General features: G+C 35.3%; 24 protein-coding genes and 1 tRNA gene. 11 read left to right on the top strand and 14 right to left on the bottom strand.

All coding sequences use genetic code 11. The features are described from left to right. Positions 1–370 precede the first annotated feature (370 nt). From ACM6F9_RS17665 to ACM6F9_RS17655, 3 genes are all read right to left on the bottom strand, one after another. Positions 371–2,125, bottom strand: coding sequence for a hypothetical protein (locus tag ACM6F9_RS17665; protein WP_414846931.1), 1,755 nt, complete (start codon positions 2,123–2,125; stop codon positions 371–373). A 238-nt stretch (positions 2,126–2,363) separates the two neighbouring features. Continuing rightward, a tRNA-OTHER gene (locus ACM6F9_RS17660) sits at positions 2,364–2,475 on the bottom strand. Between the two features lie 118 nt (positions 2,476–2,593). After that, the gene (locus tag ACM6F9_RS17655; RefSeq protein WP_414847163.1) at positions 2,594–3,394 is read right to left on the bottom strand and encodes an RtcB family protein; all 801 of its coding nucleotides are present in this window, start codon (positions 3,392–3,394) and stop codon (positions 2,594–2,596) included. A gap of 741 nt (positions 3,395–4,135) precedes the next feature. On the opposite strand from ACM6F9_RS17655, the gene ACM6F9_RS17650 reads away from it, so the two are divergent. The 3 genes from ACM6F9_RS17650 to ACM6F9_RS17640 all read left to right on the top strand — a co-directional run bounded on the left by ACM6F9_RS17650 (position 4,136) and on the right by ACM6F9_RS17640 (position 5,751). Next, a complete protein-coding gene (locus ACM6F9_RS17650; protein ID WP_414846930.1) occupies positions 4,136–4,471 on the top strand; it encodes a HopJ type III effector protein in 336 nt (111 codons plus the stop codon). A gap of 58 nt (positions 4,472–4,529) precedes the next feature. Then, positions 4,530–5,549 (top strand): helix-turn-helix transcriptional regulator, encoded by a 1,020-nt coding sequence (locus tag ACM6F9_RS17645; protein ID WP_414846929.1) that lies wholly within the window; start codon positions 4,530–4,532, stop codon positions 5,547–5,549. Between the two features lie 64 nt (positions 5,550–5,613). Then, a complete protein-coding gene (locus ACM6F9_RS17640) occupies positions 5,614–5,751 on the top strand; it encodes a hypothetical protein (RefSeq protein ID WP_165790522.1) in 138 nt (45 codons plus the stop codon). 88 nt (positions 5,752–5,839) lie between these two features. Here ACM6F9_RS17640 and ACM6F9_RS17635 read toward each other — a convergent pair whose 3' ends face one another. Together ACM6F9_RS17635 and ACM6F9_RS17630 are read right to left on the bottom strand one after the other, a co-directional pair. Further along, complete coding sequence (locus ACM6F9_RS17635; RefSeq protein WP_414846928.1) at positions 5,840–7,024, bottom strand: DUF1501 domain-containing protein; 1,185 nt, start codon at positions 7,022–7,024, stop codon at positions 5,840–5,842. A gap of 187 nt (positions 7,025–7,211) precedes the next feature. After that, a complete protein-coding gene (locus tag ACM6F9_RS17630) occupies positions 7,212–8,591 on the bottom strand; it encodes a DUF1800 domain-containing protein (protein WP_414846927.1) in 1,380 nt (459 codons plus the stop codon). Between the two features lie 381 nt (positions 8,592–8,972). Here ACM6F9_RS17630 and ACM6F9_RS17625 point away from each other — a divergent pair, with 381 nt between their 5' ends. The 6 genes from ACM6F9_RS17625 to ACM6F9_RS17600 all read left to right on the top strand — a co-directional run bounded on the left by ACM6F9_RS17625 (position 8,973) and on the right by ACM6F9_RS17600 (position 14,334). Next, positions 8,973–9,536 (top strand): hypothetical protein, encoded by a 564-nt coding sequence (locus ACM6F9_RS17625; RefSeq protein ID WP_414846926.1) that lies wholly within the window; start codon positions 8,973–8,975, stop codon positions 9,534–9,536. Between the two features lie 116 nt (positions 9,537–9,652). Beyond that, a complete protein-coding gene (locus ACM6F9_RS17620; RefSeq protein WP_414846925.1) occupies positions 9,653–10,702 on the top strand; it encodes a glucokinase in 1,050 nt (349 codons plus the stop codon). A 142-nt stretch (positions 10,703–10,844) separates the two neighbouring features. After that, entirely contained in the window at positions 10,845–11,411 is a 567-nt protein-coding gene (locus ACM6F9_RS17615; protein WP_414846924.1) for a YceI family protein, read from the top strand. 78 nt (positions 11,412–11,489) lie between these two features. Beyond that, positions 11,490–12,116, top strand: a complete 627-nt coding sequence (locus ACM6F9_RS17610; protein ID WP_414846923.1) for a YceI family protein — start codon at positions 11,490–11,492, stop codon at positions 12,114–12,116. 122 nt (positions 12,117–12,238) lie between these two features. Continuing rightward, a complete protein-coding gene (locus ACM6F9_RS17605; protein ID WP_414846922.1) occupies positions 12,239–12,880 on the top strand; it encodes an alpha/beta hydrolase in 642 nt (213 codons plus the stop codon). Between the two features lie 110 nt (positions 12,881–12,990). Further along, on the top strand, positions 12,991–14,334 hold the full coding sequence (locus tag ACM6F9_RS17600) for an ammonium transporter (protein ID WP_414846921.1): 1,344 nt from the start codon (positions 12,991–12,993) through the stop codon (positions 14,332–14,334). 47 nt (positions 14,335–14,381) lie between these two features. On the opposite strand, the gene ACM6F9_RS17595 is transcribed toward ACM6F9_RS17600, so the two are convergent. Both ACM6F9_RS17595 and ACM6F9_RS17590 read right to left on the bottom strand, forming a co-directional pair. Then, positions 14,382–15,005 carry an FMN-dependent NADH-azoreductase gene (locus ACM6F9_RS17595; protein WP_414846920.1) on the bottom strand — a complete coding sequence of 208 codons (624 nt, stop codon included), beginning with the start codon at positions 15,003–15,005 and terminating at the stop codon, positions 14,382–14,384. Positions 15,006–15,065: 60 nt separating this feature from the next. After that, entirely contained in the window at positions 15,066–15,644 is a 579-nt protein-coding gene (locus ACM6F9_RS17590) for a Crp/Fnr family transcriptional regulator (protein WP_414846919.1), read from the bottom strand. A gap of 179 nt (positions 15,645–15,823) precedes the next feature. On the opposite strand from ACM6F9_RS17590, the gene ACM6F9_RS17585 reads away from it, so the two are divergent. Beyond that, positions 15,824–17,242, top strand: coding sequence for an L-serine ammonia-lyase (locus tag ACM6F9_RS17585; RefSeq protein ID WP_414846918.1), 1,419 nt, complete (start codon positions 15,824–15,826; stop codon positions 17,240–17,242). 114 nt (positions 17,243–17,356) lie between these two features. Here the strand turns inward: ACM6F9_RS17585 and ACM6F9_RS17580 are convergent, their stop codons facing one another. From ACM6F9_RS17580 to ACM6F9_RS17550, 7 genes are all read right to left on the bottom strand, one after another. Then, positions 17,357–18,199 (bottom strand): prephenate dehydrogenase, encoded by an 843-nt coding sequence (locus ACM6F9_RS17580; RefSeq protein ID WP_414846917.1) that lies wholly within the window; start codon positions 18,197–18,199, stop codon positions 17,357–17,359. A 222-nt stretch (positions 18,200–18,421) separates the two neighbouring features. Next, complete coding sequence (locus ACM6F9_RS17575) at positions 18,422–18,859, bottom strand: hypothetical protein (protein ID WP_414846916.1); 438 nt, start codon at positions 18,857–18,859, stop codon at positions 18,422–18,424. Positions 18,860–18,882: 23 nt separating this feature from the next. After that, positions 18,883–19,437: a hypothetical protein gene (locus ACM6F9_RS17570; protein WP_414846915.1), complete on the bottom strand. Its 555-nt coding sequence runs from the start codon at positions 19,435–19,437 to the stop codon at positions 18,883–18,885. A gap of 13 nt (positions 19,438–19,450) precedes the next feature. Further along, positions 19,451–20,542 (bottom strand): hypothetical protein, encoded by a 1,092-nt coding sequence (locus ACM6F9_RS17565; protein ID WP_414846914.1) that lies wholly within the window; start codon positions 20,540–20,542, stop codon positions 19,451–19,453. Then, a complete protein-coding gene (locus ACM6F9_RS17560) occupies positions 20,542–23,244 on the bottom strand; it encodes a hypothetical protein (protein WP_414846913.1) in 2,703 nt (900 codons plus the stop codon). Before ACM6F9_RS17560 ends, ACM6F9_RS17565 begins: the two co-directional genes overlap by 1 nt. A 3-nt stretch (positions 23,245–23,247) precedes the next feature. Beyond that, positions 23,248–24,099, bottom strand: a complete 852-nt coding sequence (locus tag ACM6F9_RS17555) for a DUF4280 and LysM peptidoglycan-binding domain-containing protein (RefSeq protein ID WP_414846912.1) — start codon at positions 24,097–24,099, stop codon at positions 23,248–23,250. Between the two features lies 1 nt (position 24,100). Then, the gene (locus ACM6F9_RS17550) at positions 24,101–25,123 is read right to left on the bottom strand and encodes a LysM peptidoglycan-binding domain-containing protein (protein WP_414846911.1); all 1,023 of its coding nucleotides are present in this window, start codon (positions 25,121–25,123) and stop codon (positions 24,101–24,103) included. A gap of 448 nt (positions 25,124–25,571) precedes the next feature. On the opposite strand from ACM6F9_RS17550, the gene ACM6F9_RS17545 reads away from it, so the two are divergent. Next, positions 25,572–26,219, top strand: a complete 648-nt coding sequence (locus ACM6F9_RS17545) for a hypothetical protein (RefSeq protein WP_414846910.1) — start codon at positions 25,572–25,574, stop codon at positions 26,217–26,219.

Below are 26,219 nucleotides of genomic sequence, written 5' to 3'. Positions count from 1 at the left end.
TCTTTATTCAATAGGAACGGACTTTAGTCCGTTTAATAAAGATTAAATTTTCAATAGGCTTTTAGCTGAAACTTATGCCGTTGATAATAAGATACATAAGGTAATTCTAAACTTTGCAGACTGAATTCCTACGAAATGACATAATTGTAATAATAGTTTATCCGTTCACTTTGTTATTTCGCAGGAATCCACTCCTTGTTATAGTGAAATTACAATCCTGACCAACCTCCCAACTGAAGACGTAAAAATTCCCCTCTCTCGGAGGGGTGGCGAAAATTCAAAGAATTTTTGACGGGGTGGTTCTCCAACGTTTCCTCACCAGATTCCACAAAAAAATGCCACCCGATACCATCAGATGACGCCATAGAATTTATTTGAAAATCTTGATAAAACTATCTTTTTCCAGACTTTCCAGCGAGAAATCAAAATCAGCTTCCGCTTTTTCTGTGGTGATTTCTGCACCAAGCTCTTTGATAAGCTCATTGAAAGACATCGCTTCATACCATTGCTGATATAATGCAGTTGTTGCCATCATGGAAACCTGACTGTTTCCTGAAACATGAGAATGTCCGGCTCCGAAATTCAATAGTACGAAACATTGTTTTTCGTTCTTTGTCACCAGCATTCCCAGAATCATTTGCTTTTGAACAGAATTACATCTGGCTTCAGCAAAAAGATTGTTTGGATTCATCATATAATCATAGGAAATATTATCTCCTTTTCCGACTACGATTTTATATCCACAAGTAGCATCTCCACTGAAAACGTTATTCATGACAAGCGTTGGCGCACAATGCCCTTTATTGGCGTAAAGATATTCAACAGCACCGTTGGGAGCAGAAGTCATATCTCCTGAATACATCAATTGTCCGTCACCATGATTATAAGCTGCATTCCAACCTATTTTTCCGGCGATATTTAACCCCGAAAGGTCAAGGTCACGGGCACCCCATTGATCTTCCCAATAAATACCCACAGCCAGTCTTTCTCCATAAAAACGGGTTCCGGTAGGAATATTACCAACAAACATTTTTTCGGAAGTTGGCAATGCAAATTCTATATTCTCTGGGAAATAGAATTTCTTTCCGGAGATATTTTCATATTTCAGTTTCAAGAAATCCAGAATAAAATCATAGTTGAACTGATTCACGTAAGTTTCCTTACCTTTTTTAGTCCATGATTTTCCGTTTCTCACTCTATATACAAAAGTATCCTGACCATACATTCTTGAGTAACACGCTGACAATGCTTTGAATAACGCAAACGGTGTCGCATTTTCCAGCCAGTGCCAATCACTGTTTTCCAGTAAAGTGTTTGTAGCATCATTTAAAGGGTTTGATACCAGTGGTTTATGATGCACTTTAGACAGTTTTGATATTTTATTGATGACTTTCGATGCTCTGTTTTTATAAGCAAGGAATAACGGCTTAAATCTGTTAAAAATTTCTGCCAGTTTTTCCAATCCAAAACTTTCAAACAGATAGGTTGGGTTGAAGTTACTTTGTTTAATCAACTCAATTAAATCATCGTTTTTAATTAAAAGCGTTGTGTTGGTTGTTTTATAAATAACATAACGGAAAAACTCAACAGGATTTTCAGGATAGATATCATAAAGATCAGCTATTTTTATAACCGCTTCTTTATTTCTGATGTTTTCTTTTCCCGTAAAATCATATTCAAGCTCCGTATGTAAAATATAAAGCAAATCATCAATGGTTTCTTCTTTTAAAGCAATACCTGATCTTAAAAGTGAAAGACATTTTTCCTGCATTTCTTCTACAGAATAAGCTTTGATGACTTTAAAAACCATCTTCATATCAGGAACATTCAATACTTCATCAGGAATATAGATTTCACTTTGAAAATCGCTTCCATACGTTGAAATATAATGGCTGATCTGTTCAAAAAATAAATCAATTCTGGAAGTATTCTTTATTTTCGCCCATGATTTATGAAAGGTTTTATTCAAATCATTTCCATTCAGTTTTTCCTTTGCATAATAAGAAATGATCTCTTTTTTTGCCCATAAAGCATCCGGTTCGATGATGAAACCATCATTAGAAATAAATGGCTTTTCATCCGATTTTCTGGCGAGTACGGCATTGAATAATTGAAGTGCTTTCATTGTTTTAGTTTAAAAAATAAGTGAGGAGTATGTTCATTAAAAGTGAAGGGTATAGGAACTCCTTTTACCTATAGTTTATAAAAAGCGGGGAGTAATTTATCCAAAAAATATAGGAACTCCCTTTGCCTTATAATGTGTAAAAAAGCGGAAAGTAATTCTAACATATAGGAACTTTCTGTGCCTTAATTTTTTAACTAATGAAAATGAATAGGTTAATATAAGCATTTTCATTGTTCTGAGGAGCAGACAGGACTCGAACCTGTGACCCACAATCTTGGCGATTAATAGGAACTTTATCTGCCTGCAGCGAAAAGTAATTTTGTTGCTCTAACCATCTGAGCTACTGCCCCTGCCTTTATAAAAAAGTTTTCATGAACCTTGCAGGCTTCTACACCTGCAAGGCTGGTTATTGTTTTTTTGACAATCTTAAAGGTTTTTATGCCTCCAGGATTTATATTAAATTAAAAATTATGCTTTTCTGAATTTCTTCTTTTTCTTCCATGGAGCATTTTTCTGCACGTCTCCGGCCATAATACATCCGTAAGGCATCACTTCATCCAGAACTTCGCATAGCCCATATTCTTCTATTTGTGCTCTTACGTTCTTTGCACTTTTATAAGCGCTCGGAAGTTCAGAAATATCAATTTCATTGGAATAAAAACGGATATCCAATCCTTCTGTTTCCTCATTGAAAATCTCTTCAGTTGTTTTATGTGCCAAAGATCTTTTATGCTGACTTCTGCTGAAATTTCTTCCAGCTCCATGCGGCGCAAAACCTAAGTTTCTTTCGTTTGTTGTTCCCTGAACGATCAATACAGGTTCTGACATATTCAACGGAATCAATCTAGGTCCCGTAATATCCGGCATGAATTTATCATCCAGTGGAGTAGCTCCTTTTGCATGGTAGAACAGATCTCCATCTTTAAAAACGAAGTTATGTTCGTTCCAATATCTGTTTTCTTTCTCCATTTCCAGCTTGTTCAGCACAGCATCGTGAAGAGAAGTATGGTTTTCTTTTGTCCATTGTCTTATCAATTGCAACGCTTCCCAGTAAGATTTACCTTCTTCAGTATCATAAGGAATCCAGGCATTTTCTCTCAGCGTTTCAGGAGAGATTTCCTGTCTGAAACGGTTGGCAACCTTCATTCCTTTATCATATAAAGCTGCTCCGGGAGCTCTTGATCCGTGATGAGTTACCATCATGGTATTTCCTGTATTTTTGGAAATTCCAACAAAAAGGAAGTGGTTTCCGTCTCCCTGAGTTCCCATATGAGAACGGGCAATGCTGATCAGTTTTTCATCATTTAAGAATTCGTTTTCTCTGAAAGCATCCATCAGTTCCTGAGACATCGGCATCTGTTCTCCTCTTGGTCTTCCGCCATATCCGAAATGAGTAATTGCATGTGCCGCATCTAAAACATCTTTAGGATTGGTTTTTCCAAAGTCCGTCAACATCACGGAACAACAGATATCAGCACTATGGAATCCTGGGTGAATGGCATTTTGGGCAACCACCACACCTCCTACAGGAATCTGACCTTCGGGACCTGTTGGACAGGCATCCGGCATTAAGGCTCCTCCAATCAGAGTAGGTGTTTTCATCAGAACTTTCATCGTTTTGATTACTTTTTCTACATTATCAGTCTCACTTTCGTGTTCTGCACGTATGTTGATCATAAAATCTTTAGCAGTGTCGTGGAGCGGAATAAGATCCGGCTGTTTGAACTGTACCAGATATTCTGTGATCTGATGCTCATCCAGATTATTCTCGTTGATATAGCTAATGGCATCTTTAAACCATTTTGCTGGTCTATATCCTAATTCGATTAAATGATTTCCATTAAATTCCATTTTGTTTCATTTTGATGATGCAAAGTAATACCCTTATTGCGCAATAGTTTTGCGTAGGTAAAGAAATTTTAATTATTTTTACAAAAAGTTTGTGAAAAAGACGAAAAAGTAGATTTACTGATTCGTGAAAATAGTATATAATTTTAAAAAACAAGGCTCATGGTATTATTAGAACAATTAAAACATTTCCCGGAAACCATCCAGTTTAATGATGTGATCACTTATATTGATGAACATTATGAATTTACTCCTACCGCTTTTCAAAACGGTGATGCAACCAATCAGGCAGGGCAGAATAATGGTTCGTGTAAGCTTTTTAGCTTTGCAAGCATCCATGATCTGACACAAGAAGAAACTCTTTGGCTTTTTGGTGAGTTCTACAGAGAAGATGTTTTGAAAAATCCGGAAGGAACTGATCACCAGAATATCCGAAACTTTATGAAATTCGGTTGGGAAGGGATTACTTTTGACGATAATGCTTTGAAAGAGAAGTAATTTCAGAAACAAAAGTAAACCTGCCAATTAAAAACACCAAATCATTAAACACTAAGGAATGTCATCTAATAAAAATGCGCTCATCCGGTATAAAACACTAGATAAGTGCCTTAAAAACAAATACAGAAAATATACGCTGGAGGATCTCATTGATGAATGTTCGGAAGCATTATTTGAATTTGAAGGAAAAGAATCTTTTGTAAGCAAACGAACGGTTCAGCTTGATCTTCAGAATATGCGGAGTGAAAAATTCGGATATGAAGCTCCTATTGAAGTCTACGAAAGAAAATACTACCGTTACAGTGACCCGGAATACAGTATTCATAATATCTCTGTGAATGATAGTGATTTGAAGGCAATGAATAATGCGGTTCAGATTTTAAAACAATTCAAAGACTTCTCCATGTTTAAGGAGATGAATGGTGTCATTCAGAAACTGGAAGACTCTATCCATGCAACCAGTCAGAAATCGATTATTCATTTGGATAAGAATGAGCAACTGAAAGGACTGGAACATATTGATATCCTGTATGAAAGTATCGCGAATAAAAAAGTATTGAAGATTCTTTACAAAAGCTTTACAGCAAGGGAATCCAATATCTTTACAGTGCACCCGCAGCTGTTGAAGGAATTCAACAACCGTTGGTTTCTGATCTGTCTTTACAAACAGAAAATGTACAATCTGGCATTGGACAGAATGGAAAGTATTGAAACAGATGAAAAACTTCAATATATTGATAAGGATCTGGATGGTGATGAATATTTCAAAGATATTGTAGGCGTTACGGTTTCAGAATCAATAGATCCAAGAAATGTAGTTTTTTGGGTAGATGCGGGCAATGCTCCCTATGTAAAAACCAAACCGCTGCATAAAAGTCAAGAGATTATTAAAGAAGATCATGAAGGCACACTCTTTAAAATTTGTGTTCAGATTAATTTTGAATTAGAAAGATTGCTGCTTGGGTTTGGTGACTCTTTGATTGTTCATAAACCTCGGAAATTAAGAGTGAAAATGGAAGAGAAATTTCAAACAGGAAGTAAAAATTATCAGAATCTGATTATACCTGATGAAAACTAATTTGTTTTTATATTTTATCTTGGCTTGGAAATTGTACTAATAATCCAATAATACCAAGTTAATTATGAAATCAAGAATATTTAAGGCATTAATTGCCATCTTAGCACCCATAGCGATAGAATATATTGTTAAAAAAATATCTGAGAAACTTGATAAAAAAGAAGATCAGACAGAAAAAGAACCTAAGCAGATTACGGCTTAAATGTAAACGTAGTTAAAATTTAAAATTATTTAAAAAGAGACTGTCATAAGGATGTACAGTCTCTTTTTTTATGACTTCTGCAATTTCCCTATACAAAATCATAGATCCCGTCTTTCCATCCCAATACTTTGGAAGAATCTGCTTTAAGCCAGTTTTTTAGAATCGTAGCATATACTTTTCTGAAATCTTCCTTGTAAATAAGGTCGCCTTCATTCAGATTTTGTAGATCGGGTAGTGCATTCAATAACCCTTTTTTCTTAAGGTTTCCACTGATAAAGAACATCTGGTTGGCTGTTCCATGATCTGTTCCGTTGCTGGCATTCTGTGCAACACGACGTCCAAACTCCGAAAATGTCATCAGCAGTATATTTTTGAAAAGTCCATTACTTTTCATATCGGCCACAAATGATTTTACCGCTTCATTAATATCGTCAAATAATTTTTTCTGTCTGTCATTCTGGTTGACATGTGTATCAAAACTTCCTACAGACAGATAATAAACCTGAGTATTGATGTCCGATTTTATCAAAGAAGCTACAGTTTTGAAATCTTTTCCTAACTGAGAATTTGGGTAAACCTGTTCCGTCTTTTTAGCTTTGCTTTTTTCAAAAATATAATCAGCATTATTAATGGTTGAACCTAACGTCTGATAAAGATAAGACACTGTTTCGTCATCGTGATGATGATCATAGAGAGATTTAAAATATTTTTCCTGGCTGGTTTGGTAGAGTCTTTTAGGGTCTTTAAAGGCAAAAGCTTTATTATTTTCACCTTTTAAAGCAAGACTTAGCATATCATCTACCTCTAATGCTTGGGTAGGATGATCACAGCGATAGCATTCTTCATCCAAAAAGCGCCCAAGCCAGCCTGTTTCCAGAAACTGATCACTTCTGCTTGCTGATTGCCAGATATCCATGCTTCGGAAATGAGATTTGTCCGGATTGGGATAGCCTACGTTATTCATCACCGAAAGTTCTCCATTATCAAAAAGTTCTTTAAAATAGGAGAGTGACGGATTGATGCCTGCCTCGTCCGTAAGGGGCATGGAGTCCTGGATGGCCAGTGTTTTCCTTTCCCTGAAATAGATATCATTTTTTGCCGGAATAATGGTATTCAAACCGTCATTTCCCCCTGTAAACTGAAGAACTACCAAAATATTTTGATTAGGATTCAGCGCTTCATCCAGAGTCATGGCTTTTAAGAAATTAGGCATCAGCATAGAAGCAGTAGCCAGTGAACTTATTTTGAGGAATTCTCGTCTTTTGATTAACATAATTTTGCTTTTTAGGGTAAAGGTGGTTGATAGGCAATAGATGATAGGTTGCTGGTTGCAGAACTTGTCTATATTTTTACTACTGTTTGTTTTTATAAAAATTTTATAGCAGCAAATAATAAATAAATGGAAGCTAGGTTATACTGTAACAGCTATTGCCTGCTAGCTGCAACCTACAATCTTCTCCCTACATCAACTGGTATTCCGGAGTAGACATCAGATTGATGACATTCATTTTTATGCTTTTGTCGGAAAAGTTCTTCACAGAGCTCATATCAAGACTTTGAGTATTCTGAAGAAGATAATCTTCACAGTTTTTATTGGCGAAAAGCTTTTCAATACGACCCCAGTCAATAGTGATATTTGGGTTTTTAAAGCTTTTGTTTAAAGCTGTTTCACGGGATTTCATGCCCATGTCTATGTCATCATCCTGTCGGGGACTGTATTCCAAAGGACGAAGGCCGGACCAGATCTGCGGAACCTGAAGTCTCAGCATCAGAGTTGAGCTGTCGATCCACGATTTTCCATTCGGCCATCCTGAAACATTGGGTGGATAAAGAAGCATTTGTCCTAATAACTTCTGATAAACGATGAGGTTTTCAGGATTCTGGATTTGCATTGGAAGGATTCGCATGATACCTGCCATCAGTTCTACAGGAGATTTTATCCGGTTGCCAATGTTTTTTTGATCATAAAACCATGAACTGGAAAATATCTCAGTCATCAGTTTCTTGATGTCATATCCTGAATTGTAGAAATTGGTACTGAGTTTATTGACGATATCCTGATCTGGTTTCTCATTGACGAAGAATTTATAAATCTTTGTAGTAATAAAGAGTGCCGTTGCTTTCTGATCAAGAATAATATTCAGAACATCGCTTCCATCAAAGTTGCCTGTTTTTCCTAAAAAGGTTTTGCTGCCTTCATCATGAAGATTTTTTCTTTCTTTAAAATTTCCTTCTTTGTCATAGCTCCATCCGGTAAAAGCTCTTGCTCCTTCTCTTACATCTTTTTCAGTGTAGTTGCCTCTTCCCATGGTAAATAATTCCATGACTTCACGGGCAAAATTCTCATTAGGATGATCCTTTTTATTCTGCTGATTGTTAAGGAAATTGAGCATGGCTGGTGATTGGCTTACCTCAAAAAGGAGATCTTTAAAATTTCCCAGTGCATTTTTCCTGATCGTATTTAAAAGCTGTTTGTTGAACCTTGGATTTTGTACTCTTGATGCAAAATGCCCATGCCAGAAAAATGCCATCTTTTCTCTCGTCTGCTCCTTACTGTTCACGATAGAGTTCAGGAAATTCAGATTCAGTTCGTTGTTTTGCTCCCTGTTGATCCGCTGCATTTCTTTCTTCTTTTCTGCAGGAGCTGTACTGTTCATATAATCAGCTGCCAAATCAGGATCTGGAGTATCATAAGTAATTTCGGTGAAGCTGTCTTCTTTCAATAATTCATTCATTAACGTTTTAATGTTCTTATTTTTCAAATCGTCAATTTGATTAACTCCAACACCAAATCCTGCGCGCCAAAGAAGATGCTTGTTTTTTAATAATGAATCAGCCATCATGGGAGAATTTATTTTTTTGATGTATTTCGAAGATAAAGGTTAAAATAATAAACGGGTTAAGGTTTGTTAATATTGTAGAGAAGGAGTAGGCTGGAAGAAGGAAGCTTGAGGCTGGAAGCTTTGTATTGTATAAATAAAATTGGTTTTATGGATGTATATTTCTTCCAGCATTCAAACTCCAACTTCCATTCCCTTCTTAATTCACTTTTCGGGATCATTTTTTGATAATTTTTGTTAAACAAACATTTAAATTTTGTTAAAATTAATTCATTGATATTCATTGTTTTATGATTTATTTGAGTGTTAAAATCAAATAGATAGCCTTGCTTGGCATGATTTTTACATCCTCTTTTTTAGTAAAATTTAAAAATTAGAGTTATGAAAATGTTTAAACAAGCAATAGTACTGGCTGGTATTTTAACAGCAGGTATAGCAAGTGCCCAAAGTTCTCAAATGAATAATATGATCAAAGTAGGCGCAAATGTTGGTTTAGCAGTTCCCTCAGATAATCTTTCTGCTGCAGTAGGAGTGGATGTAGCTTACCAGAACCTTATTACACCAGGATTTGGATTAGGTATCGCATCAGGATATACTCACTATTTTGGAAAAGAGAACAACGGATATAAAAATAATGATGTAGGAGTAGTGCCTGTGGCAGCTTTAATCAGAATTTATCCAAAACAAACAGGTTTCTATTTCGGAACTGATTTAGGATACGGATTCCTGGTTGGAGATAAAACAGTTGCTTCAAACACCAATGTGGAAAGAGCAAACGGAGGTTTCTACATCAAACCGGAGATCGGATACCACAACAGAGACTGGAACTTCTTTGTACAATACCAAAAGGTTTTTGTAGGAACGAAGGGAGATTTACCAGGTCAGGACTATAATGTGGGGAATATCGGTGTAGGATTCGGTTACAATATTCCATTAGGAAAGTAGTTAGATTTAATATATAAACAATTATTAACCAAAACCTTTTCACGAAAGTGGAAAGGTTTTTTCGTTCTGTGCAGGATTTACAAAAACAATTATTATATTTGGTAAAATTTGAGGTTATGATTCTGAATCCAAAATTTCCACTTTATTTACCAGGAGTAGAGAACAGTAATAATGATAATGTTTCTATCATTGGGGCAAGTCTCCGTGAAGATATAACAATCTTAGGCTATTTTGTTTCCGGGAACGGAGGTCTTGAGATACAAGTACAAAATACATATGCAACCAAAGAATATGCTTCTTTTTCAGATATTTTAAAGAAGTTTATTCAGGATAATCAGCTGCAAAATGTAAAACGTCTTGGAATGGCTGTGCCAGGTCCTGTACTAGACGGAAAAAGTAGCCCCGCAAGATTAGGCTGGAATTTAGATGTTGAAGAATATGCCCGTGATTTCGGGTTTGGAAAAGTAGACATGCTGAATGACCTTGAAGCTTCTGCTTACGGAATGGCTCTTCTTGAAGACAATGATCTGGAAGCTATTTATACAAGCGGACATCTTGAAAAAGGAAATGTAGCCGTTCTTGCTCCCGGAAATGGTTTGGGGGAAGCCGGATATTTCTTTGACGGAAAATACCTGAGACCTTTCGCTACAGAAGGAGGACACTCAGAATTTTCACCAAGAACTAACGTGGAAGTTGAGTTTTACCAGTTTTTAAATAATATCTATGGTATTGTAAGCTGGGAAAATGTACTTTCCAAGTCCGGATTATTCAATATCTACCGATTCTTAAGAGATGTGAAAAGACATCCGGAACCGGAATGGTTGGGCGAGCGCCTTGCACAGGGAAATTTCGTAGAAGAATTATATAAAGCTGCTGTAGAAGAAAATGTTTTGATCTGCAGAATCGCTTTAGATACTTTCTTAGAGTTTCTGGCAAGAGAAGCAAACAACCTTACATTAAAAGTAAAAGCTACAGGAGGATTGTTCATTGCCGGAGATATTCCACAGACTATAAGAGAATATATCGACAAAGCGAAATTCTATGAAAAATTCAAGATCAGTGATAAAATGGAAGGAATGCTGAAAAATATTCCGATCTACCTGGTCAAGCAAAATCACACCGCATTAAATGGTATAGCACTTTATACAGCTTACTATCAATTATAAAACAGAGCTCCGGAGAAATCCGGAGTTTTTTTTTGAGATGATATTATTCATAAAAATAATAGATTTTATTGATATACATCAATGAAATCTATCGAATAAGATGCTACCTTTGTCTCGTTAAATAAGTAAACAACTCTATTCAATGAAAAAAATATTTTTATTAGCAGTTTTAGCTGGTGGATTAGCTTTCGGACAGTCAAAAAAAGTAGTAGCGTCTGATGTACACTGGTGGGGATACAAAGTAGCAAAATCTGAGGCAAGCTCTCACGAGGGTACTGTAAAAGTAAAGTCTGGAGACATGGTGATGAAAGGAAACCAATTGGTAGGAGGAAGCTTTGTTTTGGATATGACTTCAATCAGCTCTACTGACCTTACAGGTGAATATCAACAAAAGCTGAACGGGCACCTTAAGAATGGTGACTTCTTTGAAGTGGAAAAATTCCCTACTGCAAGCTTCAAAATTACAGGAGTAAAGAAAAACAACGATAAAGTGTATAACTCTCTTGTAACAGGAAACCTTACTGTGAAAGGAAAAACAAACCCAGTTTCTTTCCCTGCTAAGATTTCTTACAGCAAAGGAGTAGTAAGTTTAGTTTCAAACAAATTCTCTTTCGACAGACAAAAATTTGATGTAGCTTACAAGTCTACTATGCAGGATGTTTTTGTGAAAGATGATATTGAAATGCTTGTAAAAGTAACTGCTCAATAAATTAATCAAAAAAAGATTATTAAAAGTGTAGAAGTTCTACACTTTTTTTTATTTTTGTTGAATTGTAAATAAAAAAGAATGAAAAGATTACTATTGTTTGCTATGGTGTGCGCAAGTATATCATTTGTTTCTGCCCAAAAGAAATTTGATAAGGTTGCAAAAGTGACTTCATCAGAGATCAGATGGTGGGGGTATAAGGTGGTGAAAACCGAAGCTTCTTCCCACTCAGGAACAGTAAAGCTGAAAAGCGGAAAATTCAATTTTGACCATACGGTTCTGGTAGACGGAGAGTTTGTAATAGATATGAGAAGTATGATGGCGGGAGATGTTTCTGATGAAGATCAGATCAAGCTTACCAATGATCTGAAAAGTACAAACTTCTTTGAAGTAAAAAAATTCCCTGTTGCAAAATTCCATTTGACTAAAATTATTCCTTTAGCAAACAGTGAATACAATTCTACAGTATACGGTGACCTTACTCTTAAGGGTGTGAGAAAAACAATTTCTTTCCCTGCGAATGTATATGTTACTCAGTTTACAACCTCTATTGAGTCTGCAAAGTTCTCTCTGAACAGAAGAGACTTTAAAGTATTCTATCAGTCTTCATTGAAAGATTATTTCATTAAGAACGAAATGGACATTCAATTCAAAGTTACCACAGAAATGCTGGATAACGAGAATAGAATTCCAAAGAAGAAAAAATAAGATATATAATCAATATAGAAATGAGCCGTTCATCAGAATGGCTCATTTTTTTTATGACTTTATTCAATAAAGATTTGGAGAAGCCATTCCTTGTTTCTCTGTATTTTTTATAAATTAGTGGTATGAAAATTTATATCGTAAGCGGTCTGGGAGCAGACTTTAAAGTCCTTGAAAGAATAGAGTTTCCCGAACACTATGAATTGATTTTTATAGATTGGCTCATCCCCGAAAAAAATGAGCCCTTTGATGTATATGTTAAAAGAATGGCAGAAAAAGTAGACGATTCTGAACCATTCTGTCTGTTGGGGTATTCTTTTGGAGGAATTATGGTGCAGGAGATTAACCAATTGAAACCTGCGGAGAAAGTAGTGATTCTGGGAAGTATAAAATCGGACAAGGAAAAGTCTAAATTTATTAAGACCGGTGAGGTTACCAAAATTCCAAGAATATTGCCGGTGGGTTTGTTTAACGATAAAGCAGCCAATGTGTATGCTGTTGTCCGAAAACTTTTTGATCCCAAAAATCCCAAACTTTTACAATATTTTAAAGTCAGAGATCCTTATTATCTGAAATGGTCTGTAGAAAAGGTTTCCGAATGGAAGTTTGAAGAAAATCCCAATGTAATTCAGATTTTGGGAGATAAAGACATTGTTTTTCCAATTCGTTATTCGAATCCTGACTATGTGGTGAAAGGAGGAACTCATCTTTTCCCGGCTACTAAATCCAAAGAAGTTTCCAAAATACTGAAGGAGGTGTTTTCTTAAAAAAAATAACAAATATTAATAATTGAATATTTTTTTAAGGGGTGTCTGTTTTAAAAATGTAGTTTTTATGAAATTTATGTTTAAATTTGATAGGGTTAAATATAAAATTTATGAAAGTAGGATTAAAATGGATCGTTTCATTTTCTGTCATCACACTGGTTGCAGTAGGAGGTTTATTCTGGAACCCGGCTGCAGATATTCCTGATACGGGAGAATTTCTAAGTGAAGATAAAATTGTAGGTGCTGATGTAGCCTGGATTTTGGCTGCAGCAGGACTTGTTCTGCTCATGACACCGGGACTTTCCTTCTTTTACGGAGGAATGGTCGGAAAGAAGAATGTCATTTCTACCATGCTGCAGAGCTTTATTGCTTTAGGGGTTATCTCTATGGCCTGGGTAGTAGTAGGTTTTTCTCTGTCTTTTGGTGAATCTTTGGGAATTACCATCGCTGGAAAACATTATGGAATCATTGGAAATCCTCTCAGTTATCCCTTTTTTAACGGAGTAGGGAATCTGCCACATAAAATGATGGCTCCAACTATTCCTTTTATCCTTTTTGCTTTGTTTCAAATGAAATTTGCCGTTATTACCCCTGCGATTATTACCGGATCTTTTGCAGAAAGGGTTCGTTTTATTTCTTATTTATTATTTATCGTTCTTTTCAGCATCTTTATTTATACTCCGCTTTGTCATATGGTATGGCATCCTGACGGCCTTTTAAACAAATATTTTGGCGTAAAAGACTTCGCAGGTGGCACCGTGGTACATATGAGTGCTGGTTTTGCAGCCCTTGCCGGAGCTATGGTGGTTGGCAATAGAAAAAATCCGCATCATGAGCCTTCTAATATTCCGTATGTACTTCTGGGAACAGGAATGCTGTGGTTCGGATGGTTTGGTTTTAATGCAGGATCTGCACTGAGTGCTTCTGCCTCTGCTGCTACTGCTTTTGGAACAACTACTATTGCCTCTGCTTCAGCAATGATGACCTGGATCTTTTTTGACAGAATCAATGGGAGAAGTGTTTCGGCTCTGGGTGCGTGTATCGGAGCTGTGGTAGGACTGGTAGCGATTACTCCCGGATGTGGTTTTGTAAGCATTCAGGAAAGTCTTTTTATAGGTTTTATTACAGCGATTGTTTCTAATGTGATGGTCAATTGGAAAGGTTTAAAGAAAATAGATGATACGCTGGATGTTTTTGCATGCCATGGGGTAGGAGGAATTATGGGAATGATTCTTACCGCCATTTTTGCACATGGTGAAAAAGCGAGTCTGCTTCATGGAGGAATTGATGTTTTTCTTCATCATATGGCCGCATTGGTTTTGGTTTCTGTTTTTACATTCTTCGGTTCGCTGCTTTTATATAAAATTACGGATTCTATTATTACGCTCAGAGTTTCTGAAGAGTCCGAAAATAAAGGTCTCGATCTTTCTCAGCACGAGGAAAGTTTCAGCTGATAAAAAGGGCAAAAGTGTGACCTGATGCCCTGTATGATATTTATGATTTATTGAATGGATTCGATCGCTTCGAAGATTTTATTTTTAGAATTTTCAAAGACTTCACCGCCAAATTCTTCATTATCTAAGGAATGAATGGTGACATCGTTTACGCCCATGATCCCGAAAATATGTTTCAGGTAGGTCGTTTGAAAATTAATATGTCCGTTTTTTTCATTTTCTCCGTATCCGGTATCACCACGGGTTGAGAGAATAAAGAGCTTTTTGTTTTCAAGAAGTCCTACATAATCACCATCCGGAACTCCGGATCTGAATTTCCAGGTTTCATTAATCCGCATTACCTGATCGATATAAGCTTTTAATCCGGAAGGAATAGACCAGTTGTACATGGGAGTTCCGATTACATATACATCATGTTCTTTGAGCTCTTTGACGAGTTCATTACTGAGCTGTAAAGGCCTTTGGTTTTCTTCGGTTTTGCCTGCCGGCTTTTTGAACGCTCCTGCAATCCAGGATTCATTAATATTGGGAATAATATCAGTTCCTGCTTCTCTGTAGGTGAAGGTGTCAAGAGGATATTTCATTGTCCAGTTTTCAACGAAAAGCTGGGTCAGTTTTCTGCTGTAAGATCTCTCATGTCTTACACTGGCATTAATAATCAGTATTTTCATTTGTTAAGAATTTATACCAGCAAAATTCCTGATTATTTATTCCTGAAAAATTGATCTAGTTCAAGAGGATTTATTTTTTTTCCTGATCCGGCTGATAAATTCAGCGGAAACGCCAAGATAAGAAGCAATCAAGTATTGGGGAACTCTGGAGGAAATATCGGGGTAAGCTTCCAGGAAATCGTAATACTTTTGTTCCGCTTTATACATATGATTGAACACAACTCTTTTTTCCAGCGTTCCAAGATAGCTTTCCAGAATAATTCTAAAGTATTTTTCTAAGGATGGAATTTCCTTCAGCATTTTTTGGAAAGACTGATGGCTGATCTGTAAGAGTTTTGTCTTTTCTACCGCCTGTATATTATAAATGGAAGGTTTTTGTTTTGAGAAACTGGCAATATCTGTTGCCCACCAATGATCAATGGCTAAAAAGAGAATTTCTTCATTTCCGTTTTCCTCATTGATGCAGAAAGCTTTTAAAACCCCCGAAATAATATAACTGTCATGACGGCAGATTTCCCCATTTCTCAATAGAAAATCACCTTTCTCCAATGTTTTTTCTGTCCAGAAGTTTTTGCAGGCAGCTATTTCTTCAGGATTTAGTTGCACATGTTGCAGAATGCTTTTAATTAATGTTTCCATTTAAAAAATGATTAAAAAGAACAATGTAATGATAGATCAGATTGAAATTCATACAACCATCTCATTTACAAAAATACTTATTTTATGGACTGTCAAAACCAAATAAATCTGGGCTTTTGCTATGCATATATTAGGATTTATCATGTATCTTTGTTTTTGAGGAAAATGACGAATCATTTATGGAATCAATATCGGTTTTTGAGATTATTAAAGTAGGAATAGGTCCGTCCAGTTCGCATACGATGGGGCCTTGGAATGCAGCTGCTGCATTTATCAGGATTATAAAAAGAGAAAGATCAATAGAAGAAGTTAAAGAAGTTTTTCTTGAATTCTTTGGTTCACTCGCAAAAACGGGGATTGGACACGGAACTGATATTGCAGGGATGCTTGGGTTGAATGGAGAAGATTTTAAAACCATCAATACTTCAAAAATTGATGAGAAAATAGAATACATCAAAAGTACTCAAACCATTAATCTGGGAGGAGAAAAAATTATTCCATTTGTTTACGGACATCACTTGATTTTAAATATGAAAAAGAGCCTTGATTTTCATCCGAACGGAATGATCTTCAGAGCTGTTTTCGAAGACGGAACAGAACTTGTGCAGGATTTTTATTCTGTAGGAGGAGGTTTTATCGCCAGCCAGGAAAAAAACTCTATTCAAAAGCAGTGTGTACGTACATTATATCCTTGTCATAAGGCTTCGGATATTGCAAAATATTGTGAGAAACTTGGATTTGATAAAATATCAGATCTGATTTTCATGAACGAAGAAAGCTGGAGAACTCAGGAAGAAACAAGACAGGAAGCGCTTTACATCTGGCAGCAGATCAAAGAATGTATCTATAAAGGAGTAAACAAAGAAGGAATTCTTCCGGGCGGACTGAATGTTACCCGAAGAGCAGCAGGAATCAACAGAAAGCTGCTGGGAGATAAGATTTATAAGAATAAAGATGAATGGTTCCAACAGGTTGTAGACGCTGAGGAGAACTTTACCAATATCAACAAATGGATTGCCTGTTTTGCACTGGCAGTGAATGAGGAGAATGCAAGTTTCGGAAGAATTATTACGGCTCCTACCAATGGAGCGAGTGGGGTAATTCCGGCAGTATTGATGTATTCTCAGGCATTTACACCATTTATCAGTGAAGATGATATTGTAAGATTCTTACTTGTAGCAGGAGAAATCGGAACATTATTCAAAAAAAATGCGACTATTTCTGCAGCGATGGGAGGATGTCAGGCGGAAATCGGAGTATCTTCTGCAATGGCAGCAGCCGGACTTACAGAAATCTTAGGAGGAAGTGTAGGACAGGTATTGATGGCAGCAGAAATTGCTATGGAACATCATCTTGGGTTAACCTGTGACCCTATCAAAGGACTGGTACAGATTCCATGTATTGAAAGAAATACAATGGGTGCTATGAAAGCGATTACGGCAGCCAATATTGCATTGGAAAGTGATCCTACCAAAGCAAAAGTAACACTGGATGAGGTGATTTTGACGATGTGGGAAACCGCTCAGTCTATGAGTGACCGTTTTAAAGAGACTTCGGAGGGCGGATTAGCGATTGCAGTCAACGTTCCGGAATGTTAACAGAAATCATTCTTATTTAAAAATACAAATCCTTAGACATTGCTGTCTAAGGATTTTTAATAAAATAAAATAAAAGTAAAAACCGTTGGGCTTTTAGTATCGTATAAGAGAATTTTATCTTAAAATTCCTCTGATTCTGTTGGCGTTGGAAATCAGCTCTTCAAGGTATTCATAATTTTCTTTTTCCAGCGCGGATTTGAATTTTCTGAGCTGGGTAATATGTTCGTTCAGAACGTCAAGTACATTTTCTTTGTTTTGTTTAAAGATGGGAACCCACATTTCAGGATGCGATTTGGCAAGACGAACCGTACTTGAAAAACCGGAACTGGCAAGCTGGAAAATCGTTTCTTCCTCGCGTTCTTTTTCCAGTACAGTATTGGCAAGGGCGTAAGACGTAATATGGGAGATATGAGAAATATAAGCAGTATGAACATCATGATCTTCTGCATTCATATAGATCATGTGCATGTCAAGTGAATTGACTACTTTTTCAACGGTAGCCAGCGCATCTTCAGCAGATTCTTCTTTGTTGCAAATTACGCCTGCTTTTCCGGAAAAACTCTCTATAATAGCGGATTTTGGACCATTGTTTTCTGTTCCCCACATCGGGTGAAAAGCTACAAACCTTGAACGCTTCGGATGGTTTTTTACCGCATTTACAATTCCTGCTTTTGTGGAACCGGCATCCATTACAGTTTGCTGATCAGACACAAGATCCAAAACAGATGGCAGCAGTTTTCTGGCAGCATCTACAGGAATGGCAAGAATAATCAGATCCGAATTTTTAATTCCATGCTCAAGATCTACTCCGGCATCAATTATTTTAAGGTCTAATGCTTCACTGATATGCTGTGTATTGTTATCGATTCCGTAGATGAAGCTGGCCAGGTTTTTCTCTCTTAATTTCAAAGCCATCGAACCTCCGATCAATCCTACTCCAATAATACTTATTTTCATCTTTTTTAATTTTTTAAAATAAAAAAACCTCGTCCCTAGGACGAGGTTTTAAATTATATTCATAAGAATCCCTATCCCAGAGCTGAGGTAAAAATTCTATAATAATATGTTCCGTTGTTAAAAATCACAGAGCAAAGGTATAAATATTTTTTAAATGAAACGAAATTTCTTTTCTAAATTATTTATAGATGGGGTGAATTGGTGTGGAGTTTTTCTTCAGAACTAATGGTTTTCATTTATGAGGATAATTTCAGCAGCAAACTCTCTAAAAGAGTCTTGTGCATCGGGCATAAGATTACTTAGAACATTTTCATTTTTTCCTTCAATACTTATTTTTTCAATTTCTTTATTTTTATTATATGAAAAAAAATAAGTTTCATAGTAGGTATCGGATAACTGTTCATCAGTATACATCTCAACTTTGAACTTAACTTTTATTGAAGTAGCATCATTTTGTATAATATTTTCAGCAGTATAAGTCATTGCGCAACCCGAACCACAGCTAATAACAAAAGATCTATTGTTTTCAATTTTAGTCTTTTGAGGATTTGAAATGTTTTGAATCTGTTGAACTTCTGATGTATTTTTTTTCGTATTATTATTCTTTTTACAGTTAACAATAGCAAATGATGATAATATTAGGATTAAATAGTACTTCATTGTTTAATTCAAAGGTTTTAAAATTATTCAGAACATTTAATAAGGCTTGCAGGAACATTATGTTCTTTATTGAAAGGATTTTCAGTTTGTATATTTTTCTTAGTTTTTTTACTATAAAAACCAAACCAGGTTAAGTTTATTTTAGATTCATCAATTATTTGAAGATAGCCTACGGCCTTTTTGTTGTCTAAATTTTCCCAGTTTTGCATTTCATCAGGAAGAGGGATGATCGGAGGAAAATCGGTAAAATAAAATTCGTATTTATTATTGCCCACTTTTTTTAATTGAGCATTCATAGAAAATCTGGCAGGTATTGTAAACTGTATATTGTTAATGTCTATTTTAATACTAATGAATTTATCAGATTTACAGTCTGTTGCCCAAATAGAAGATTTGGGAATCGTTATAGAATCTGATTCTTTTACTACTATTGATGACTTATTTTCATTATGAGAAATTAAAGAGTCAGTTTTGTTTAATTCTGCCTTATTTATTGCGGTTATGCTTTTTTGCTCTTTTTTCTGCTCATATGAGTATGATAGAAATATGAGCGATAGTAAAATTAAACAGTTTTTCATCATTTGGTTTTAGTTATTCTTTTTCTAATTCCTGCCAATCTTTGTTTATAAATCTCTTACTTTTTATAAAATATTTTTTATTCTCATTTTTTAAGTAAAAATCATCGATATCATCTTGATCACATTTTCCTTTTGCATGTAAAATATTACCCTCCTTAATTAAATGGTATTCTCCTTCACACCAATAATCTTCTACATTCTCTGCTCCAATACTTAGAACTGCTTTTTGGTTCGATTCTACCGTTATTGAATAAAGAATATTTGTTTCATTATTATCATATTGACTAATAGCTTTGGTTGAAATTTTATAAGAACCTTTCCAATCATTATTGCTGGTTGTAACTTCTGTATTTTTAATACTTTGACTGTCATCTGTATTGCTATCAATCTTTTTTGTGAAAATAATAGGTTTATTTTTTTTGCTGCCAATTAAATTAATTACTATAGATTCATAATCAATATACATTCCTAAATCTTTTTCTATATCCAATGAGGCAATAGAATTCTTATTTATATTTTTGAGTTTGTTATAATTATTAAAGTCCGTAATACAGCAAGTTTTAAGTTCTTCGTTAGAAATATTAGAGTAATAATTTATATAATATTCATAAGCCTTTTCTTTTATTTTTGAATTATTTTTAGCAATGAAATTTTGTAATTCTTTATTATTCTTTAGTTTTGAAAATAATGGAATTGTAGAATTTTTATCTATAGTAAAAGGAATATTGAAGTTTAAGGGGATAAATTTATTAGCTTTCTCAGTTCCATTAAAAAAGAGAGATATTTTATAAATTAGATCAATTTTTTTTATTGAGGAATTACTTTTTTCAATAACAATCTTTTTACCATCAAAGTTATCTGACTCTAAAAAATTTTTATATACAAAAATAGAATCTTTAATATTCTTGATTTCGAAATCTTCACGTGGAGAATTGTTTATAGTATTCAATTTTCCAATGAAAATATTCTCGCCTTCAGACAATGTAATTTTTAGAAATTCATTTAAATTTTTTTGAATAGGAATATTTACTAAGTTATCTGGTTTTTTTTGACATGAAGTTACAGCCGAAAATGCTAAAATTGCTATGACTAATATATCTTTCATTATTTTAAAATTTTTACGTTTAGTGATTTTACAGTTTCCAAATTTATATTTGTTAAACCAAAATGTCCATGATCATAATGTCCTCCTACAGAGGGATTGACGCCATATTTTTTATATTGTATTAATCCTGATGCATAATTTTTTCTAAAACCATATTTGTGACCTAATTGGTATATAGTTTCATTTTTTTTCTCATCGAAATTACTTGATGTATTTAAGCCTTGGAAGCTAATACCATTTTTATTTAAATATCTAAAATCAAGATCTAGTCCTTTCCTATTTCCCATATGTCCATGTCCAGCATGATGATGTCCTCCACTTTGCCATGGATCACTTCCATTTTCTGAAGACATATCCCCTAAATGTATTTCCCAGCCTTTTTCACTTACTTCATAAATAATACCGAATAATGCAGCAGCCGTACTTGGCAATAAATAGTGATCTCCTTTACCCACTGTTTCTTTTCCAGAGACACCTCCTTTATCTTCAGTTCCATATCTATTAAATCCCTTACCCAAACTTGGAATTTTAACCATTCCATAAATATTCTTATTTAATGTTGCTATTTTTTTAAAATCGGTACTTTCTGATTTCGTTTGGATATAATAATTAATTACATCTTCACATTTAATATATTTAATTGAACCATCCAAATAAATATAATACCCTTCAGTAGTTAGTTTATCTTCAGTAGATGAGATATTATTGGAACATGAAAATGTTTTTACAGTAAATTGCTTTCCCTTTTTTATACTATCATGATATCTTTCCAAAATTTCAGATCTTTGAATTTTTCCATCGGACTTAGTATTTCCTTTACTTCCCGTATCAACACTTTCGTTAGCTTTATAATTTTTAGTACTAGTTTTTTCTGAATTCGTAGAAGGATTGTCATATTTTTGATAAAGTACATAATTATCAGATTTTCCTACCCCTGTTGGTGCAAAAACTGATAAATAAATATCTTCAGGAGATTTAATACTATTTTTTTGAGGCTCAAAATATTTTTTTACTTTATCAAGTTGTTTTATTTCTCCCATTTGAGCATATTCCAATTTTAGTTTATTTAGCTCATCAAAGCGTTCTTCAACAGATAATTTTGGATTACTTTTATATTCTTTAAGATTATTTTGTAAAGCATCTTGGGTGAATTGAATTAAGCCAATTGCTCTTGATGACTTTCTGCTCCCTTCTTTCCAAAAGTCTTTTATTGTCATATCTTCTGGCTCTTTTGTAGATCTCCATCCCTCTAATTGTTGGGCTTTAAAACTTCCCCTTGTTTCAACATTCATAACAGCCATTAATCCATTGGCCATTTCCATTTTCCTATTTTCTCCCCACAATTCAGCACATATTTGCACCACTTTTTTCCTAAACTCACAACTTACTTTTCCTCCCCAGACTAAATCTTTATACTGTTCCTGACATATACAACTTCCTGGTTTATCTGGTTTTTGTGTCTTCTGCACCCCCGCCGCACTCTTCACCTTCTCCACCTGCATCAGCCCCTCCGAATTTACCCCAAATTTTTGAGATTCTGCGGAAAGATCTTTTGAGATAATTTCTATAAAATAATTTTGTTTATCAGAATCCGGATCACCGATAGGGGAGTCTACTCCTTTTGCAAAAATATCTTTGGTAATGATAAACCCTGCGCTATCATATATATCATCTATAATTTTAATATTTGAGCTTCTAAATATTTCATCACTGGAAACAGCATCATACTCCCAGATAACATATTGAATATGTTTCCCCACCATATTTTTGGAGTGAATTCTTATTCTTACTTTATCTCCTACAGCTACTTTGGAAAGCTCTTTTCCTGTATCATCAATAAAAACAGCTTCTATAATATTTCCTTTGGGATCTGGCTGTTTGGGAGCTCCTCCTTGTCCGGCCGGGAATTTTGGTGTGTCTTTCTGCGGCTTAGGTTTAGGTTTGGGTTGTGGTTGATTTTGAGGCTGTCCTTTATAATCGGGATTAGCTACATCTACATTCACCTGGCTGGCTCCCTGAATTTTCCCGGAATAAGTGGCCGTAACATAATACTCATGATTGGCTCCTTCATTCCTGTCACCTTTCATCATAAACTGATTGGCCATCTGACGAAGAATTTTTTCATCAGACATCAGGGGAATTGGTACTTCTGCAATCCCTTTTTCATTGACCCGAGCTTTATAACTTCTTGTGTGACGGTTATTTTTATTGATGTTAGCATCGTGGCCTTTTCCAGGCGCATCATCTTCCCAAAGATGGAATTCGATCTCTTTATTAAACATAGCGATGCAGTGAGCCTGAGCGATAAGCGTATCACGATAACTGGCTTTGTTGACGTCTTTTGCACCTCTGTTGAAGAGAATTACTTTATCTATTTTTGAAACTTTATCACTGGCAGGAATCAATATAAGACTGGCCACCAATTCTTTGGTAGCAGGAAGTCCGGGTAAAATCCCTTTTTTAGTTTCATAGACTTTCATTTGAAATTCTATTCCCAGACCTATTTCTCCAAATCTGTAAGTGACCTTTTCACCAGTTTTAGGTCTTCCGGTGATGTCTTTCCAGCTTCCGTTTTTTTGTTTCTTGTAAAGATACCATTCATATTCACCTTTCAGCCCGAATGATAGGAGGGAAGGCTTTACTTCGTAGGAGTAGGTGGTTCCTACCATAGGATTCTGATTCCCAATAATATTTCCTGTCATGGCTTAGCTGTAATAAAGTTCGTCTGTACCTTTTGTATCTTCCTTGAATTCACCAAAATCCACAACAGGATTGTAAACCTGCTGTTCCTGGGTATTGGCTTTCTCAACCTGACTTTTGCCTACTTCGCTTTGCTGTCCGTGCTTGAGAATGGTTATTTTTCCTCCTGTACTGCACATCAGTTCTGAGATTTCAGTAAGACAGCTTTTTTCCATGACTTTTACTTTTTCATACGTTTTTTGCCATTTTCCGGCAGGAGCGTAAGCACAGGGAAGATAGCCTCCCGAGGTTGGTTTCAGTTTACACTGTCCGAATGGTTGTGCAGCAGGATTAAACTGAAGGTCATCTTCCGTTACAGCGAGATAATCAGCCTGCCCTTCTTCATCATTCCAATAATGCTTTTGGTGGCTGGTTACTTTAAATTTTGGAAATTTGAATCCCTGATTACACTGTACCGTTCCTTTCTGCACAATGAAATATTTTCCTTCATGAGGACTGGAACCACTGTCTTCTTTTTTATCTTTCTTTTCTTGTTTATTGGATGGCTGTTCAGTTTTTTCAGATGATTGTTCACTGTTTTGTGGAAGCTCTTCCGTTGAATTTTCTTCACCAGAAGCCATATCCTCTGAAGATTCTTCCTGAGGGGATGCCGTGGAATTTTGAAGTTCTGCTTCATCAGTCATAAGCTGTGGATCTTCCGGAATTAAAATGGTTTTTCCGGGAACGGGTTCCTGTATGACCTCTTCCGGCGGGCAGTGAAGATTATGATAGGTTTTTAAAATACCCTCATTTTTCAGCTTGAACTGCCGGGCTAACGAACTGAATGTATCGCCTTTCTGTGTGACATAATTTTTCATATTATCCTTGTGTTATATTGATGTGATGTTGGTGAATGAATTCTTCTTCATGACTCAGTAAAATCGAAGCTTTCGCCTGAAGAAGATTCTTGTTTTTGATATGAGTGGTGTATTCTAATGCGATATTTCCTGTTGCAGGTTCAGAAGCTGATTCCTGAAGTTGAATACCGCGCATGATCTCTTGCGAAGTGCATAATTCAATGATTTTGCCATTTAAAATGGTCGAAACAGAGTCTTCCTCTATATTTTCCTGTTCAATAGTAATTTCGCATTGTACAGGAAATGAGTTCTGTAAAAAATAAAACGATTCTTTCCATTTGGTTTTCTTTTGAAACCAGTCTGTTTTTGGAAATAGAGCCTGGAATAGAAGTGTACTGTGAAACTGCTTTAATAAAAACATTTCGTCATTGATGCTTCTTTCAAATGTATCCATATAGTTTTGAGCAACTTCTCCTACAAAGAAATCTTCCAGATCTTTACGTTGTTTGGAAAAAGTATCCGTAATTTTCTTATGGTCTGCAAATCCGGTTATCTTGCCTTGTTCATTAACAATAAACTCAAGAGGCATAATGCTTTGCATGCAGGCAATGGAAAGACTGCTTATCTTATCATCAGGAGTCTCTCCATTAGATTTGAAATCTTTCTGAACATAATTCAGGATATGCTGACCTGTATTTTTGTTTTTTCGAAGATTGATTTCAATGATGTAATTAATGTTAACCGGGGATTCGAACGGACTTTCAAAAGTTTCGTTAACCGTATATTTTGTGGTAAAAAAAGAAGCGGATAGTTGGTTGGGCAGGCTGTTTTTTCTTTCCTGCTCTTTTTGTTCTTTGGTTTTAAAATTTGTAGGAACAAAGATATTTTTAACATCATTAAGGTTTTCAAACCAAACCTTATTCATCTTTTGACAATGGGAATTATGAAACAGCTTCAGTTCCTCACTGGTCATACCCAGCCGGGAAGCGATAGAGGTCAGCGTGTCTCCATTTCGTACCTGATATTGTAAGAAATCAATTTCCATCCAATGTGAATTATCTGATAAAGCTATTAAAAAACTCTATTGGAAATGTTTTTTTTGGATTAAATTTTAAAAATTGTAGTAGAATTACGACATAGATTTGAATCGTAGTACAAAACCACCCCGTCAAAAATTCTTTGAATTTTCGCCACCCCTCCGGAGGATGGGAATTTTTACGTCTTCCGTTGATATTTTTGGTCTGGATTGGAATTTTTGTTGATGCTTTTGTTGTGAATAAATATTACTGGATTCCTACGGAATGACAAACTGTGTGGGTAAGACATCATTGCAATTGCGTCATTCCGTAGGAATCTTAGCTCTTATAATAGTTTTCCAAACTTGAGTTGTAACTTAAAACAAGCAAATAAGAAACTTTTGTGACTTTTGTGGTTTCATGATATACAATACAACCAAAAGTTATTATTAATTTTAAAGCTATAAAAAAGCAAATATGAAGAATAGATTCTTATGCGGAGTTTTCATAATATTGATCAGTTTGAGTTCTGTATATGCTCAGAAGTCCGGCAATCAAACGTCTGTTTTTTTCACCACTAAGGCACAAGATACTGTAAAGATTGGGGAAACATTTAAAGAGAAAGATACTACGGGCAGCAAAAGTTTAAAAAATAGGATAAAACCTATTCAGGCTAATTTTAAAAGAATCAATTCCATGACAAAATGGACTTCTGTCAAAAAGAAAGATATTGAAGGAGAATCAGCAGAAAGAGGAGAGGCTGCATTTTATTATACAGATAAAGGGCTGGAAAAAGTTATTGCCAGACATTATGGAGAAATGGGACAAATGCTGGTAGAATATTATCTTATGAACGGGCAGCTATCTTTTGTTTTCGAGAAAGAATACAGGTATAATCGTCCGCTTTTCTACGATACGAAAGCAATGAAAGATAATAATGATACGGAAGCCTTTGATTTCAAAAAGTCGGAGGTTATTACAACCAGGAATTACTTTGAAAATGGAAATATCATTATGATCAATAATACGACAGGACGCGGATTAAGTATCAGCGCTGATTATCTGTCTGACCAGGAGAAAAACTTAACAGAGAGTTTCAAAAAACTTCTGAAACTGGTAGAATAA

It is taken from the genome of Chryseobacterium sp. IT-36CA2, assembly GCF_949767875.1.
Taxonomy (GTDB): Bacteria; Bacteroidota; Bacteroidia; order Flavobacteriales; family Weeksellaceae; genus Chryseobacterium.
Note: the sequence above shows the minus strand (reverse complement) of the source record. Positions and strands in the feature narration are given on the sequence as shown.